The 15,824-nt window shown below is 56.8% G+C and carries 12 protein-coding genes and 2 riboswitches; of the genes, 6 read left to right on the top strand and 6 right to left on the bottom strand.

Features of this window, described 5'->3' with window-relative positions; genetic code table 11:
* Positions 1-126: 126 nt before the first annotated feature.
* A riboswitch (cobalamin riboswitch) is annotated at positions 127-352 on the bottom strand.
* Between the two features lie 86 nt (positions 353-438).
* Genes cobO through CPH65_RS19120 form a run of 4 tightly spaced genes read right to left on the bottom strand, consistent with a single transcriptional unit; the run spans position 439 to position 6,418 of the window.
* Complete coding sequence (gene cobO / locus CPH65_RS19135; protein WP_096175338.1) at positions 439-1,062, bottom strand: cob(I)yrinic acid a,c-diamide adenosyltransferase; 624 nt, start codon at positions 1,060-1,062, stop codon at positions 439-441.
* Positions 1,059-4,850: a cobaltochelatase subunit CobN gene (gene cobN, locus CPH65_RS19130; protein WP_096175337.1), complete on the bottom strand. Its 3,792-nt coding sequence runs from the start codon at positions 4,848-4,850 to the stop codon at positions 1,059-1,061. The genes cobO and cobN overlap by 4 nt, the downstream gene beginning before the upstream one ends.
* Positions 4,851-4,871: 21 nt before the next feature.
* Positions 4,872-5,966: a cobalamin biosynthesis protein CobW gene (gene cobW / locus CPH65_RS19125; RefSeq protein ID WP_096175336.1), complete on the bottom strand. Its 1,095-nt coding sequence runs from the start codon at positions 5,964-5,966 to the stop codon at positions 4,872-4,874.
* Between the two features lie 8 nt (positions 5,967-5,974).
* Positions 5,975-6,418, bottom strand: a complete 444-nt coding sequence (locus CPH65_RS19120; protein ID WP_096175335.1) for a DUF1636 domain-containing protein — start codon at positions 6,416-6,418, stop codon at positions 5,975-5,977.
* 114 nt (positions 6,419-6,532) lie between these two features.
* Positions 6,533-6,744: riboswitch (cobalamin riboswitch) on the bottom strand.
* 200 nt (positions 6,745-6,944) lie between these two features.
* Between CPH65_RS19120 and CPH65_RS19115 the strand changes: the two genes are divergently transcribed.
* From CPH65_RS19115 to CPH65_RS19100, 4 genes are read left to right on the top strand one after another with little or no spacing between them, the layout of a single operon-like run.
* Positions 6,945-8,192 (top strand): sarcosine oxidase subunit beta family protein, encoded by a 1,248-nt coding sequence (locus CPH65_RS19115; protein ID WP_096175334.1) that lies wholly within the window; start codon positions 6,945-6,947, stop codon positions 8,190-8,192.
* Between the two features lie 14 nt (positions 8,193-8,206).
* Positions 8,207-8,518: a sarcosine oxidase subunit delta gene (locus CPH65_RS19110; protein ID WP_096175333.1), complete on the top strand. Its 312-nt coding sequence runs from the start codon at positions 8,207-8,209 to the stop codon at positions 8,516-8,518.
* On the top strand, positions 8,515-11,532 hold the full coding sequence (locus CPH65_RS19105) for a sarcosine oxidase subunit alpha family protein (RefSeq protein WP_096175332.1): 3,018 nt from the start codon (positions 8,515-8,517) through the stop codon (positions 11,530-11,532). Before CPH65_RS19110 ends, CPH65_RS19105 begins: the two co-directional genes overlap by 4 nt.
* A complete protein-coding gene (locus CPH65_RS19100) occupies positions 11,525-12,133 on the top strand; it encodes a sarcosine oxidase subunit gamma (RefSeq protein ID WP_157747810.1) in 609 nt (202 codons plus the stop codon). The genes CPH65_RS19105 and CPH65_RS19100 overlap by 8 nt, the downstream gene beginning before the upstream one ends.
* Before the next feature lie 77 nt (positions 12,134-12,210).
* On the opposite strand, the gene CPH65_RS19095 is transcribed toward CPH65_RS19100, so the two are convergent.
* Together CPH65_RS19095 and folD are read right to left on the bottom strand one after the other, a co-directional pair.
* Positions 12,211-12,531, bottom strand: a complete 321-nt coding sequence (locus CPH65_RS19095; protein ID WP_096175330.1) for a DUF1992 domain-containing protein — start codon at positions 12,529-12,531, stop codon at positions 12,211-12,213.
* A gap of 129 nt (positions 12,532-12,660) precedes the next feature.
* Positions 12,661-13,575 carry a bifunctional methylenetetrahydrofolate dehydrogenase/methenyltetrahydrofolate cyclohydrolase FolD gene (gene folD, locus CPH65_RS19090; protein ID WP_096175329.1) on the bottom strand — a complete coding sequence of 305 codons (915 nt, stop codon included), beginning with the start codon at positions 13,573-13,575 and terminating at the stop codon, positions 12,661-12,663.
* Positions 13,576-13,857: 282 nt separating this feature from the next.
* On the opposite strand from folD, the gene CPH65_RS19085 reads away from it, so the two are divergent.
* Positions 13,858-14,427, top strand: a complete 570-nt coding sequence (locus tag CPH65_RS19085; protein WP_096175328.1) for an NADPH-dependent FMN reductase — start codon at positions 13,858-13,860, stop codon at positions 14,425-14,427.
* A gap of 207 nt (positions 14,428-14,634) precedes the next feature.
* Positions 14,635-15,792, top strand: coding sequence for a saccharopine dehydrogenase family protein (locus CPH65_RS19080; RefSeq protein WP_096175327.1), 1,158 nt, complete (start codon positions 14,635-14,637; stop codon positions 15,790-15,792).
* Positions 15,793-15,824 lie beyond the last annotated feature (32 nt).

Below are 15,824 nucleotides of genomic sequence, written 5' to 3'. Positions count from 1 at the left end.
AAAGTGGAGACGCGCGAAAAGAAATATTCTTGGAGAAGGGAGGGCCAACGACGAAAGCGAAGAATGCCGTCAGGCGGTCTCTCCACCAAACGCATTCCCCGGCGTCTTGATTAGAGTGTTGATCCGAATGATCAACGTCCTGATGGCAGGTCTCCTGGCTTACGGGTCGTCGCCAATTTCCGCTCAAGCCTTCCCAGTCATAAAGACCAGTGGCAAATCAGGAGCGGCGGCTCGCCGAACACAGTTGCGGGGACAGCCATGGATTTGGTCCCTGATGGGTACACCTCACCATGTTCCCTTTTAATCTCCCAACCACGCTCGGGAAGGGAGAACCATCATGACAATAGTCCTAAAGGACTTTGGTCAGGCAAGTCAACTTGCCCGTATGGTGCAATTCAATGCAAATCACACATTGATGCACCGCATTGGACTTGACCTTTAGAATTCGATCCCTTCCTGCGCCTTGACGCCGGAGCGGAACGGATGCTTGATCAGCGTCATTTCAGTAACAAGATCAGCGATTTCGATCAGTTCGTCCTTGGCGTTGCGGCCGGTGATGACGACGTGTGTATCGTCCGGCTTTTCATCCCTGAGGAAGGCGACGACTTCGTCGATCGGCAGATAATCATAGCGCAGAACGATATTCAGCTCATCGAGCAGCACGAACCGGATTTCCGGATCGAGAATCGCCTCCTTGGCGGCATCCCATGCCGAGCGGGCATTGTCGATGTCCTTCTGGCGATCCTGCGTCTCCCAGGTAAAGCCTTCGCCCATAGACTTGATGGTGACAAGCTCGGGGAATTTTTCCAGAATCTGCTTTTCGCCGGAGTTCCATGCCCCTTTGACGAACTGGATCACCGCAATCTTGTGGCCGTGTCCAAGTGAGCGGAATGCCATCCCGAAGGCTGCGGTCGATTTGCCCTTGCCCTTGCCGGTGTGAACCATCACAAGGCCTTTTTCGATGGTCTTGGTGGCAAGGATCTTGTCTCGGGCTGCCTTCTTTTTTTTCATCTTCTCGGTGTGGCGCGCGTTTTGTGTCTCTTCATTCATGTCATCTGTCATGAAAGCATCTCCATTTGGGGGTCCCCTCGTTTTGACCGGTTTTGATTGAGATGGAAGGCGGCGCTGTTGGATCTTGGTGTCCATAGGCCGCGCTCGATCGCTTCCAAAAAGCGATCCACCATATCGTCATAGGCCGGTCGGTTCTTTTCCTTCAGGAAGTCGGCGACGTCATCATCTTTGATATAGGCCTCATAGAGCTGATCGAAATGATGGTCACCGACTGCGTTTGTGGTGGCTGCAAAGGCAAACAGATAATCAAGGGTCGCCGCCATCTCGAAGGCTCCCTTGTAGCCGTGGCGCATGACGCCGGCGATCCATTTGGGGTTGGCCGCGCGCCCGCGAACCACGCGCGCGATCTCTTCATCCAGCGTGCGAATAACCGGACGTTCTGCGCGAGAATGGTCGTTGTGATAGACCTTAGGAGCGGTCCCCTTCAGGGCCTCGACACTGGCCGCAAGTCCACCCTCGAACTGGTAATAATCATCAGAGTCGAGGATGTCATGCTCCCGATTGTCCTGATTTTGCACCACGGCATCCACCTTGGACAGGCGGGTTTTGAGGCTTTCGGCGGCCCGATCCCCGTATTGACCGGCACCATAGGCAAAGCCGCCCCATGCAACGAAGGCTTCGGCAAAATCAGACCGATTGTCCCAGATCTTCTCGTCAATGAGCGCCTGAAGACCGGCCCCATAGGCACCGGGCATGGAGCCAAACACACGGAATGTGGCCTTGCGTTCAGCGAGGTCGGCATCAAGGCCTTGCTCCTCGGCATCCCGTCGCTCAGTCCGGACCCTTGCTGCGATCGGATTGGCATCATCGGGCTCTTCAAGAGCGGCCACCTGACGCACGGCGCTGTCGAACAAATCAATCTGGTGCGGAAAAGCATCGCGGAAGAAGCCGGAGATCCGCAACGTTACATCGACACGTGGTCGTTGTAGTTCTGACAGCTTGAGCACTTCGATGCCCGTCACGCGACCCGATTGAGGCTCCCAAACCGGTCGAACACCCAGCAGAGCCAAAGCCTGCGCGATATCGTCGCCACCGGTTCGCATGTTTGCGGTTCCCCAGCAGGTGAGGGCGATCGCCTGCAGCCATTCGCCCTCGTCCTGATAGTGCCGCTCGACGAGGCGCTGGGCTGACAATTCGCCAATGGCCCACGCTGTTTTTGAAGGAACGGATCGGACATCGACCGCAAAGAAGTTGCGGCCTGTCGGCAAGACGTCCGGTCTTCCGCGCGTCGGTGCACCGGACGGGCCGGGCGGCACGAAGCGACCGGACAGGCCTTTCAGCAAATTGCCGAACTCTTCTGAACCGCAGGCCTTGATGGTCGGACGCAAATCCTCAGCGATCCAATCAAGGACCGCGCAGGTTTTCTGCCACCCATCGGGGCATGTCATATCCTTTGAAACAAGTTTTCTTGCCAAGATTTCAATGCGCTCGACGGTGTCGCCACAATGACGCCATGGGGCATCAGAAACTGCGGCCAGCTCAGTCGGGCGCGGTCCAGTCCAGACTTTTGCAAAATCGCAGTCAATTGGATCAAACATTTCATTTGCAAGGATAAGATCAAGGTCAGAGGCTATCGCGCGATGGAGCGATGCGTCCCCGGAGCCACCCCCGCGCGGCACGCGCGCAATGGACACGAGAAGGTCGACGAGGAGCCCGTCTGTCGGTGATTGGCCCAGAATGTGCAAACCGTCGCGGATCTGCAGTTCCTTGATATCACAGAGATGGGCGTCGAGTTGTTGCAATGCCTGATCATCGCTGTCATCGGAGGCCACGCCCGCGTCCTTGTCGAGACCGGTTCGGCTCGCCAGAAAGCGAATTTCATCAAGCAACTTGGCCGACCGGCGCGGATCAACCCCTTGCGCGGTATAGAATTCATCGACCAAGGCCTCAAGTTCTTCGCCAGCTCCATGCGCCTCGGCGCGGGTCAGTGGCGGCGTGAGATGATCGATGATGACGGCGGACGTGCGTCGTTTGGCCTGACATCCTTCGCCCGGGTCGTTGACAATGAAGGGGTAGAGATGCGGCACCGGCCCGAGAACGGCTTCCGGGTAGCACGCGTCGCTGAGAGCCAGCGCCTTGCCGGGCAGCCATTCAAGATTGCCATGTTTGCCTGCATGAACGACCGCATGGATACCGAACCGTTCTCTCAGCCAGAAATAGAAGGCAAAATAGTTGTGTGGCGGGACGAGATCCGGATCGTGATAGGTTTCCTTCGGATCGATGTTATAGCCACGCGCTGGCTGAACCCCGACTACCAGATTGCCGAATGATAGAATGGGCAACTGGAATGCGCCCTCGCGCACCATCGGGTCTGACGAAGCATCACCCCAGCGTTCCGATATGGCATCGCGAACGGTCTCGGGCAGCGTCTTGAAAAATGCTTCGTATTCATTGACGAGGAGGCTGAATGCGCTTTTTCGGTTGGCGCTTCCGTCGGCATTGGTTGGCCCGGCGAGGATTTGCGTCATCAGCGCATCGGAATCCTCCGGCGCTCCATCCACGCAATAGCCTTCAGCGATCAGCGTCTTCATCAGGCCGACAACAGAGGCGGGGCTATCGAGGCCAACACCATTGGCTATCCGGCTGTCCTTGTTGGGATAGTTTGCCAGTACGAGCGCGATCTTTCGCTTGTCCGGGGCGGTTACGCGCAAGGTCGCCCAAGCGTGCGCCTGAGCTGCAACAAAGGCAATTCTGTTCTGGTGGGGCACCAGAGTGACAGGCTTGTATTCAGTTGCCGCATCCAGTTCGCCTTCTTCCTTGAACGCGATGGCGCGACTGAGAATGCGCCCGTCGAGCTCCGGCAAGACCACATGCATGGCAAGATCTCGCGCGGATAGTCCTCTGGGGCTTTCCTCCCATGCCTGTTGCGAAGAGCCGGACAGCATGACCTGTAGAACAGGGCAGTCGTAGCCATCCAGAAATGTCGGTTCGGGCGCGCCACCAGCCTTGGACAGTGCAAAGGCCGTGCAATTGAGAAAGACGTCTGGCTTAAGAGACAGAAAGACTTGCTGCAAAAATTCTTGCGCCTCAGAATCCTTAAGGCTCGGAACGAACAGCGCCAATGGATGAAGCCCGAGATCCCTCAAACCATCACATAGATCATCAATCGGAGCCGTCATGGCGCTTTGCACATAGGACCGATAGAAGAGGATCGGGACGACCGGTCGATTTGCCAGCGCCGTGGTTTCCTCGAGATAGCAATTTATGCCCTCGTCACCACTGTAACTCTTGCCCGCAGAATAGATACCAACGCGCGGCAGAGGAGACGGGAAGGGAACCGTGTCCGCCGCACCATCGAAGCAGATCGAGGCGAAGTCCATGAGATGGACAAGGTTTTCTTGCCCTCCCTCAACGAAGTATCGCCAAGCCCGACGCACCTCGGCGACAGGCTCACTGGACAGGGACGCCAGACTCTCATCCCACTTGTCATCGCCGGGCATGACGAAAAGCTTGACGCCAAACCCGCGCGACAGGCGTTGCAATTGCTCCAGCCCGTAGCGCCAATACTCGATGCCGCCCAGCACCCGCACGATGATCACCTTGGCATGCCGCGCCGTCTGCTCGACATAGAGATCAACTGAATAGGGGTGATTGAGCGCCATCAGATTGACGAGGCGCAGGCTCAGATCACGTCTCTGGCGCAAGGCCTCAGACGCACTCAAGGCGGACAGTTCGCTATCGGCGGCCGACAGGATCAGGATGTCGCCGGGCGATTGGCCCAGATCGACAGCGTCCTCTCCGTCATCAATACGGCCTGCCTGCGGAGCGAGTATATGCATATTGGGCTACCTCTTTGTCCGTCAGGACAGCTTGGCGGCAACGGCGGACTGATCGAAATCCTTGAGCCCGATAACCACCAGTCCCGTGGCATCCGACGCAACGCTGTCGAACCAGCAGTCAACACGGCGACCGACCGCCTGCACGACGACCCGTGCCTTCTTGCCCTCGATGGCGGCATATCCCTTGACCCTCAGGATCCCCGGCTGGGTCAGCGTTTCACCGACCGCCGCTTCGATTTCGGCCATCGACTGGAAAACGCGGGGTGGTACCACAACGGAGTGGAAATCATCGTGATGATGATGATGGTGATGATCGTGGTCGTGATCATGATCGTCATCGTCGTGATCATCATCATGGTCGTGGTGGTGATGATAGTGCGCGGCTTCACGTCCCGCCATGTCTTCTTCGGCCTCTGAATCAAGGCCCAAAAGCACCGCGGTGGAGAGATTGCCATTCGTTGACGGGATCATTTTCACACCATCGCGGGCATGATCGGAGACCAGTTTCTCGACGGCTGCCATGGCTTCGGCTGAGACCAGATCGGCCTTTGACAAGACGATGAGATCTGCGCACTTGAGCTGATCATTGAACAATTCGTCGATCGGACTGTCGTGATCAAGACTCTCGTCCGAGGCGCGCTGGCGGGCGATGGCCTCTTCATTTTGGCTGTAATGCCCTTCGCTCAAGGCGGCGGCATCGGCAATCGTTACGACCCCATCGACGGTGACAGATGCCCGGACGCTCGGCCACTGGAATGCCTGAACCAGTGGTTGGGGCAGGGCGAGGCCGGATGTTTCAATCACGATATGGTCCGGTTTTGGGTCCCGCGCGATGAGCTTTTCCATCGTCGGCAGGAAGTCCTCGGCCACCGTGCAGCAAATGCAGCCATTCTTCAGTTCGACCACGTCGTCATCGGTGCAATTCGGATTGCCGCAATCCTTGAGCATGTCACCATCGAATCCCATATCCCCGAACTCGTTGACGATCAGAGCGATGCGCTTGTCACCAGCCTGCGAAATCAGGTTGCGAATGAGTGTTGTCTTGCCGGAACCGAGAAAACCGGTCACGACGGTTGCGGGGATTTTCTTGCCAACAATGGGAGGAGTAAAATTCATGTCGAGCCTCAATCGGATCTTTCGGAGAAATTGGGAGAAGGGTGCAGGCGCACGAGGGTGTTCTTGCGCACATGTGGAGGCCGGGCACGCCATGGTGGGAGCCCATTTTCAGCCTCATGAAAACTTTGGGTAAAGGAGACGATGTCCGCAATGCGCTCTTCGCTTGGGTCCAGTTGGCCAATGACAAAGCCAAATTTCCCTTGCGCGCGCAGGGCAACCGTGCAGGAAGACTGACATCCATTCATGCATTCGACCGGCTCGACGCTAAACGCTTCATCGAGGTCCGGGGTGCGGCCAAAGGCATTCTGTAGCGCCTCGAACAGCTGTTGACCTTCACAGCTCTCGCTGGTCGCATCCGCGCTCTTGGCTTCGTCGTTGGCTGTGTCCGGATCAATCGCACGGGGGCGTTTGCAGCTTACGCAGACCTGCAGCACTCCGGCCTTGGAGGACATGGATGTTCCTTTCTTGAACCCGGCAGTCAAACTGCGGGAATCAAACAGGCCAGCCGAAAGGGAATCAAATGAGGAAGCAAACGCGCTGCCACACCTCCGATACACCCCGACCGGTCGTGAATGGGTTCGGGTGGCAGGTCTCCTGGCTCACGGTCTGACACCTTTTCCCTTCCCGGACCGGGCGGTCCAGTGGCTAAAAAAGGCAATCCGCTTACAGTTGCGGGGGCAGCCATGGCATTGGCCCCGATTTGGGTCGTCCGCACCATGTTCCCTTTTCATCTCTAGCGAGATCCATCTCGCAGAGAACCATCCTGAGCATTCTTGTGCGCGATTGTCATCCCGTTGTCAATGCGGCGCGTTTTCTGATTGCAAATCCGTCGAACTGTTGATGCACAATCTTGCTTTCAAACTGGATTGATCTTGATTTTGACCTCAGGACACTGTGAGATGGTGCTTATATAATCATAATCATGGCACGGTGGTTTCCACTGAACAGCGCAACCGCAATTATTACAGAGATTCATTCATGAAATTTTCCCTTGTCTCTCTTGCCAGAAATGCTCTGAATTATCATCAGGACTGGCCCCGTCAATGGCGCAGCCCGCCACCCAAGAAACAGTATGACGTGGTCATCATCGGCGGCGGGGGACATGGCCTTGCAACAGCCTATTATCTGGCCAAGGAGCACGGGATCACAAATGTTGCTGTGCTCGAAAAAGGCTGGCTCGGCGGCGGCAACACGGGGCGCAACACCACCATCATTCGTTCCAACTATCTGTGGGATGAAGCAGCCCATCTTTATGAGAAATCCCTCTCGCTGTATGAGGGCCTGTCAAAAGATCTCAACTACAACATCATGCTCAGCCAGCGCGGCGTGCTCAATCTTGCCCACACTTTGCAAGATGTGCGCGACACCAAACGGCGGGTCAATGCCAACAAGCTTAACGGCATTGATGCCGAGTGGCTGGATGCTGAGGGCGTGAAGAGCTTCTGCCCGACCATCAGCATCGACAAGGACGCCCGCTATCCCGTGCTCGGCGCATCCTTGCAGAAGCGCGGAGGCACGGCCCGCCATGATGCGATTGCCTGGGCCTATGCAAGAGCCGCCGACGAGCGCGGTGTCGACATCATCCAGAATTGTGAGGTCACGGGCATCACCAGTGATGCGGGCAAGGTCACCGGCGTTGAAACGTCAAAGGGTGCGATCAAGGCCAACAAGGTTGCTATTTGCGTTGCGGGCAACTCTACTGTGCTTGCCGACATGGCAGGCTTTCGCCTTCCCATCGAGAGCTACCCGCTTCAGGCCATGGTGTCCGAACCGATCAAACCTGTGCTCGACTGCGTCGTGATGTCCAATGCGGTCCATGTCTATGTCAGTCAGTCCGATAAGGGAGAGTTGGTGCTCGGGGCCGGGATCGACGCCTATCATTCCTACGCGCAGCGCGGTTCGTTCCATGTGATCGAACACCAGATCGCCGCTCTGACCGAACTCTTCCCGATCTTTTCGCGCCTTCGTCTGATGCGCACATGGGGCGGTATCGTGGACACCTGTCCTGACGCCTGTCCGATCATCAGCAAGACACCGGTTGAGCATCTCTACATGAATGGCGGCTGGGGCACCGGTGGGTTCAAGGCGATCCCCGGTTCGGGCTTTGCCTATGCCCACACGATTGCCCGCGATGATCCGCATCCGCTCAACGCGCCGTTTTCGCTTGAGCGGTTCACCACCGGGCATCTTATCGACGAACATGGCGCCGCAGGCGTCGCGCACTAGGGGAGGGACAACCAATGCTCAAGATCGAATGCCCCTATTGCGGCGAACGGGATGAAATCGAATTTCACTATGGCGGCGAAGCGCACCGCGCTCGCCCCGAGAATCCGGGCAAGCTCAGCGATGAGCAGTGGGCGGATTATCTCTTCATGCGCTCCAACAAGAAGGGCCTCAAGCGCGAGCGCTGGAACCATTCACACGGCTGCCGCCGCTGGTTCAACGTGGTCCGGGATACCACCGATCATACCGTCATCGGCTCTTATGGCATGGGTGAACAGCCAACTCTCGCCGATCTGAAAAAGCGTAAGACCGGAGGCAGCAGCAAATGACAGACAATCGACTCCCGACCGGCGGTCTGATCAATCGCTCTCAGCCGATCCGCTTCCAGTTTAATGGCACCTACTACATGGGCTATGAAGGCGACACGCTGGCTTCGGCCCTGTTGGCCAATGACATCCATATGGTCGCCAGAAGCTTCAAATATGGTCGCCCGCGGGGCATCATGACGGCGGGCCCGGAAGAACCCAACGCGATTGTTCAGTTGAACCGGGTCACGTCAAACTGCACGGAACCGGCCACCAAGGCAACGGAAGTTCCCCTAAGGCCATCGCTCGTCGCTAGCCAGATCACGGCTGCGCCTTCGCTCGACTATGATCTCAAATCCCTTGGCACCCTCATGCACAAGGGCATGGCGGCCGGTTTCTATTACAAGATGATGTTCGGCTCGCGCCTCCTCTGGCATCATCTGTTTGAGCCGATGATCCGTCGGGCTGCCGGTTTTGGCAAGGCACCCCAAGGCGCTGATCCGGACGTCTATGACCACATGCACAGGCATGTTGATATTCTCGTTGTTGGTGCCGGTCCTGCCGGGCTCGCGGCTGCCCGCGAAGCTGCCGCCAGCGGTGCCCGTGTCATGATCGCGGACATGCAAGGCCGTTTTGGCGGATCTTTGATGTCCCAGTCGCGTGAAATCGATGGTCAGCCCGGTCTTGAATGGGTGGATGGTGTGGTCAATGAGCTTGCCGCGAGTGACGAGGTCACGCTGCTGCCCAACACCAATGTATTCGGCTATTACGATCAGAACTATCTGATGGCGGTCGAAAAGCGTCTCGACCATACGGGCGAGGTTTCCTCTCCGGACAACTGCCGCCAACGCCTCTGGCACATTCGGGCCAGCAAGGTCATTCTTGCTACAGGCAGTCACGAAAGACCGCTTGTCTTTGGCGACAATGATCGGCCCGGTATCATGCTTGCCGGATCGGTGCAAACCTACATCAATCGCTATGCCGTGCTCCCCGGCAAACGCGCCATTCTGTTTGCCAACAACGATGCCGCCTATGAAGCGGCTCTCGATTTCCGCAAGGCAGGCGGCGATCTGGTCGCGGTCATCGACAGCCGCTTTGATCCCAGCGGCCCACTCTATGAAGAGGTTTTCGCAACTGGCACCATGATCCTCAGGGGCCATGTGGTCACCAGCACCTTGGGCAACAAGCGGTTCACGGGCCTTGATGCCGCGCCATGGGATGGCGAGGCCTTGATCGGCAAGACGCAGCGGCTGGAAGCTGACATCCTGATGATGTCGGGCGGCTATAGCTCCGTTGTGCATCTCTTCAGTCACGCGGGCGGTAAGTTGAGGTATGACGAGGACGCTGTTTGCTTCCGCCCGGATCGTTATGGCCAGAAAGACGCAGTCTGCGTCGGTGCGGCAAATGGAGAATTCACCCTTGCTGATGCCTTGCGTGCTGGCAGCAGGGAGGGAACAAAAGCCCTCAAGGAAACCGGCTTTGAAGGCCGCAAGACTGCCCGGCGCTATCGTGTCGTTGAGCCCGATACCGGATTGCCCGAGCCATGCTGGCTGGCTCCATCGGACCATCCCGTCGGCAAGGGGCCGAGCAAGCACTTCGTTGATTATCAGAATGATACCACTGCAGCCGATATTCATCTCGCCGCGCGGGAGGGCTTTGAATCCGTAGAACATATGAAGCGCTACACCTTGACCGGATTTGGCACCGATCAGGGCAAGCTGGGCAATGTCAACGGTCTTGCAATCCTGTCTGAAGTGTCCGGCATATCAATCCCAGACACCGGCACCACGACCTTCCGCCCGCCTTACACGCCGGTGACGTTCGGGGCATTGGCTGGCCGGGCCGTGGATGACCTCAGCGATCCGGTCCGCACCACCTCGATTCATGAGGCGCACGTCAAACTGGGCGCCGAGTTTGAAAATGTCGGCCAGTGGAAGCGACCCTGGTTTTACCCCAGAGGCAATGAGGGCATTGACGAAGCGGTGCGGCGAGAGTGTCAGGCGGTGCGTTTCCATGTCGGCATGCTCGATGCTTCGACCCTTGGGAAAATCGACGTAAAAGGCCCGGATGCAGCCGAATTCCTCAACCGTATCTACACCAACAATTTTGCTGCCCTCAAGCCCGGACGGTGCCGATATGGCATCATGTGCGGCGAAGACGGCATGGTGATGGATGACGGTGTGACGGCGCGCCTTGCTAACGACCATTTCACCATGACAACGACGACGGGCGGTGCCGCTGCGGTGCTTGATCATCTGGAGGATTATCTCCAGACGGAATGGCCCGAGCTCGACGTCTATTGCACCTCGGTCACAGAACAATGGGCAACCATTGCCATCAACGGACCGCTGGCCCGGCAGGTCATGCAGGCTTTAAACCCTGACGTCGACTGGTCGGCGGAAGCCTTCCCGTTCATGTCGTTTCAGCAGGTTGACATCGGCGGCGTCAAGGCGCGGGTGTTCCGCATTTCCTTTACTGGCGAGCTTGCGTTCGAAATCAATGTGCCATCACGCTACGGCCTTTCTCTCTGGCGCATGGTCTGTGCCGCAGGCGAGCCTTTTGGCATAACGCCCTATGGCACCGAGACCATGCATGTGCTGAGGGCTGAAAAGGGCTTCATCATCGTCGGTCAGGATACCGATGGCTCTGTCACGCCGCAGGATCTGGATATGGACTGGATCGTCTCCAAGAAGAAGGACGATTTCATCGGAAAGCGCTCCTTTTCGCGCCCCGACACGAGCCGCAGCGATCGCAAGCAGTTGGTTGGTCTGCTGACAGACGATCCAACCTTTGTGCTTGATGAAGGCGCGCAAATTCTTGAAAATCCGGACGCGCCAACGCCGATCCCGATGCTGGGCCATGTCACATCCAGCTACTGGAGTGAGCATCTGGGGCATTCGATCGCCTTTGCTTTGATTAAGAATGGTTTCCGGCGCAAGGGGGACTATCTGCACAGCTTCTCGTTGGGCAACTGGCAGAAGGTCAAAGTCGTTGATCCAATCTTCTATGACAAATCAGGAGCCCGTCGCGATGGCTGAACAAGAGCAAACACGCCTAACGGCCCGGTCGCCATTGGGGGCTTTCCCCGGATTTATCCAGCCTGAACGCTTCACGGATGTAGCTTTGGAAGAAGTCCCGCATCTCACTCAGATCAGCATCAGGGGCAATCCTTCGAACCGAAGCTTCACATCCGGGATCAAGCAGGGTCTTGATGTGGCGCTTCCCATCAAGGCTGGCAATGTGAATGAGAAGGGCGGCAATGCCGCGCTTTGGCTGGGGCCGGATGAATGGCTGATCGTGACGCCGGATGACGATCCCGCCGCCCGTGTCGGTGCGCTGGAAGCAGCCGTCGGCGAGGCCACCTGTTCAATCGTTGATGTCTCGGACAATCGCACCACGTTGAAGCTGTCAGGGCCGAACAGCTGGACGGTCCTAAACAAGGTCAGTTCGCTTGATTTCCATCCAAGTCATTGGAAGAGGGGGACATGTGCCGGTTCCCTGTGTGGCCACGCGCAGGCCTTCTTCTGGCAACGGTCAGCCGAGCCTGAGTTCTATATTCTTGTGCGCAATTCATTCGCTCGCTACACCGCAGCTTTGTTGCTCGATGCCATGCAGGAATTCCGCATTCGCGATGAGTGAGTCACCGCTTCAATTCATCAAAAAAACCGCCTTGCTACCAAGGCGGGTTTTGTCTTTCCAGATTTAGGACCAAAGATCTAGTCGGTATAGAATTTCCGCCGCGCATCCTGCTCAACGCCCAAAACCATCTGCAGCTCGGCGAGCTTGCGAAATTCTTCTTCGCGCTCTTCCTCGGTTTCGACCGTGTTGAGCTTTTCATACTGATCGGCGATTGCCTTCTTCAGCTCAATCTCACGCGGAAGTGCTCCGGTTTCTTCCAGAATCCGGTAGCCGGCCTTCAGAAATGTGTCATCACTCTGCTTGGGCGGATTGGGCTTGCGCGCGCGCTTGTAGCCATCCAGCAAACCTTCGGCTTTCACCTTGGCAACGAGATATTCCGTGACGTCTTTATTGGCCATCCTTCACTCCATCAAAGCGGTTTGCTTCCTCCCTGAAATATAGGAGCAAATCCGTCAATTTTCAATCAACACAAAGCGTTGCCCTCAACAGATAGCGATCTGTTCACTCACAAACGCAAGGGACTGGCGCTAACCGAGCAATTCCGCATAGTCGAGATCGTCAAGTCCTGCCTTGCGGCGCGCCGCTGTCAGCGTGTTCGCCATCAAAAGCGCAATCGTCATCGGCCCGATGCCGCCGGGCACTGGGGTGATATATCCAGCCCGCTCAGCAGCGCTATCATAGTCGACATCTCCAACAAGCCTTGTCTTGCCTTCGCCGCGTTCAGGGGCGGGTATGCGGTTCATGCCCACGTCAAGAACAACCGCGCCCTCCTTGATCCAGTCACCCTTGACCATCTGGGGCCGTCCGACCGCTGCAACAAGAATATCAGCGCCGCGCACGATGTCTTCCAGATTTTGCGTACGGCTGTGCGCGATTGTGACGGTGCAGCTTTCGGCCAACAACAACGCCGCCATCGGCTTGCCCACGATATTGGAGCGCCCGATGACCACGGCATCCTTGCCTGACAGGTTGCCAATGGCTCGTTTGGCTAGAATGAGTGTTCCGGCAGGGGTGCAGGGCACCATGGCCTTGTCCCGCGCGCCTGAGGTGAGCAGCCCGACGTTGATAGGGTGGAACCCGTCGACATCCTTGTCAGGACGGATGAGATCCAGAACCTTGGCTTCATCGATATGATCGGGCAGGGGCAATTGCACCAGAATGCCGTGGATGGCATCGTCTTCATTCAGCTTTGTGATGAGGTCCAGCAACTCGGCTTCGCCGATGTCAGCGGATAGAGCGTGCTCAACCGAATGAAAATGACATTCCTTGGCCGCCTTGCCTTTGGACGCAACATAGACCTTGCTAGCCGGATCCTCACCAACGATCACCACAGCAATGCCGGGCACGACGCCAGTCTCGCCAATCAGCGTTTCGGCCTCCTTGGCGATCTTTTCTCTCAGTTCGGCAGCGATGGCCTTGCCGTCAATGCGCACTGCAGTCATGGCGTTCTCCTGACGTGAATTGGCCCGAGAAGAAACACCGGGCGGAAGAGCTTGTGCCCTTCCTATAGACCGGTTATGGCCGTCCTTCAATCACGCCCGCGCGGAATAGGTGGAAAGATATCGATAAATTCGAGACCAAAGAGAGACCTTTTCCACTCGGAGGCGACCTTGCACCTCGACCTCAATCCCATATATTCAATATGAGGATGATCAAGCGGTGACAATCCATCCGGCTTGGTTGCAGGCATTTCAGCAAATTCAATTATTAGGAACAGAAATATCATGACCCTGAAACTCAAAGTCATTATCGGCTCAACCCGTCCGGGACGCGTCGGCCCCAAGATTGCGACATGGGTCGAAAAGGCGTCCAAGGCCCATGGAAAATTCGATGTTGAACTGGTGGATTTGGCTGATATCAATTTGCCGATACTGGATGAGGCAAAGCATCCGGCCATGCAGGACTATGAACATGAGCACACCAAACGCTGGAGCGCCATCATCGCCGATGCTGATGCCTTTGTTTTCGTCACACCCGAATATGACTTCCATGCACCTGCGTCTCTCGTCAACGCCGTGCAGACCTTGCTGAAGGAATGGGCCTACAAGCCCGCCGGTGTCGTCAGCTACGGCGGCATTTCCGCCGGCCTTCGCTCGGCTCAGGTTCTGCGCTCCCTGCTTGGCAATGTTGGCGTTGCTGCAATTCAGCAGTCCGTGCCCATTCCTTTCTTCCCGGACTTCATTGATGACGATGGTGTCTTTACACCGAACGAGAAAATGGATGAGGGCATGACCCTGATGCTCGTCGAGCTTGAAAAATGGGCCGGAGCGCTCAAGCCCCTACATACGAGCTGATCCTCTCAAGCTTTGGAACATTTTACGGCACCCGAATGACAGGTTCATTCCGGTGCCGTTTCATATTGGCGAGAAGCTCTGCCAAAGCTATGGACCAAGATAGACCAAGACATATGGGGATAAGTTTGCTGCAATTTCCCCTTCATCCCTTTCCCTTAAAAGCCCAAATGCTGTTAAATCGGACCAGCAAATAAAAGGAAAACAAACATGGCTAGAATTCACTGGCTTGGTGCTGGGCTGTCATCCGTGCCCGGCATCCGCCGTTTGATTAGCAACAATCACCCCGTCACCCTGTGGAACCGCACGATCGCCAAAGCCGAAGCCGCAACTGCTGGCCTCACTGGCGATTTCGATATCAAAGCCTTCACGTTCGAAGCGCTGGCTGAATGCCTGAAACCCGGCGACGTTGCGGTCTCCATGCTGCCCGCGACAATGCATCTTGAGGTCGCCAAACTGTGTCTTGAAAAGAAGGCGCATTTTGTATCTTCGTCCTATATCAGCCCCGAAATGGCCGAGCTCGACAAGCAAGCCAAAGCTGAAGGGCTGTGCAATGTGAACGAAGTCGGTCTTGATCCCGGTCTCGATCACCTGCTGGCCCATCTGCTAATGGCCGAGTATCAGGCGAGCGACGCGTTCGATCCGAAAAATTCCCACGAATTCCGGTCCTACTGCGGCGGCTTCCCCGCTGTTGCCAACGACTTCCGCTACAAGTTCAGCTGGTCACCGCTTGGCGTGCTCAAGGCACTGAAAAGCCCGGCCAAGGCCATTATGGGCAATGAAGTCGTCACCACAGAAAAGCCGTGGGACGCCATCAGTGACTATTCCGTCACGCTTCCCAAAGGATCGGAAACCTTCCAGTCCTATCCGAACCGGGACTCCTTGCCCTTCATGTCCCAATATGGCTTTGGCAACGATTGGAACATGCACACCTTCGTTCGCGGCACGCTGCGCCTTGATGGCTGGTCCGATGCCTGGGCCGACATTTTCCAATTTGTCGAGCATGATGCCGATGGGCAGGAGGGCCTTGCCAAACTGGAAGCGCTGAGCGAGCAGCTCTGGACCGATCATTCCTATGATGAAGGCGAGCCGGACCGTGTCGTGCTGGTTGTCGAACTCAAGGCTTCCCGAGATGGCGAAGCTGTCTGGCACAAGGATTATGTACTCGATGCCATCGGCAACAAGGACACGTCAGCCATGGCGCGTCTGGTGTCTGTCCCTGTCAGCCTTGCGATTGAAGCGGTGCTCAATGGCGAATTGCCGGCAGGGGTACAGGCAGGGCCGACCAGTCCTACGACCATTCACCGCTGGTTCGAGGAACTGAAAAAACAGGGCGACGAGTTCCACCTCACCAGCCATGTTGGCTGATGGGGCGTCACCCAATCTGAAATCCATGAAGG

The organism is Cohaesibacter sp. ES.047, from assembly GCF_900215505.1.
In the GTDB taxonomy this organism is placed as follows: domain Bacteria; phylum Pseudomonadota; class Alphaproteobacteria; order Rhizobiales; family Cohaesibacteraceae; genus Cohaesibacter.
The sequence above is the reverse complement of the archived record's forward strand: the minus strand, read 5'-3'. Positions and strand labels throughout refer to the sequence as shown.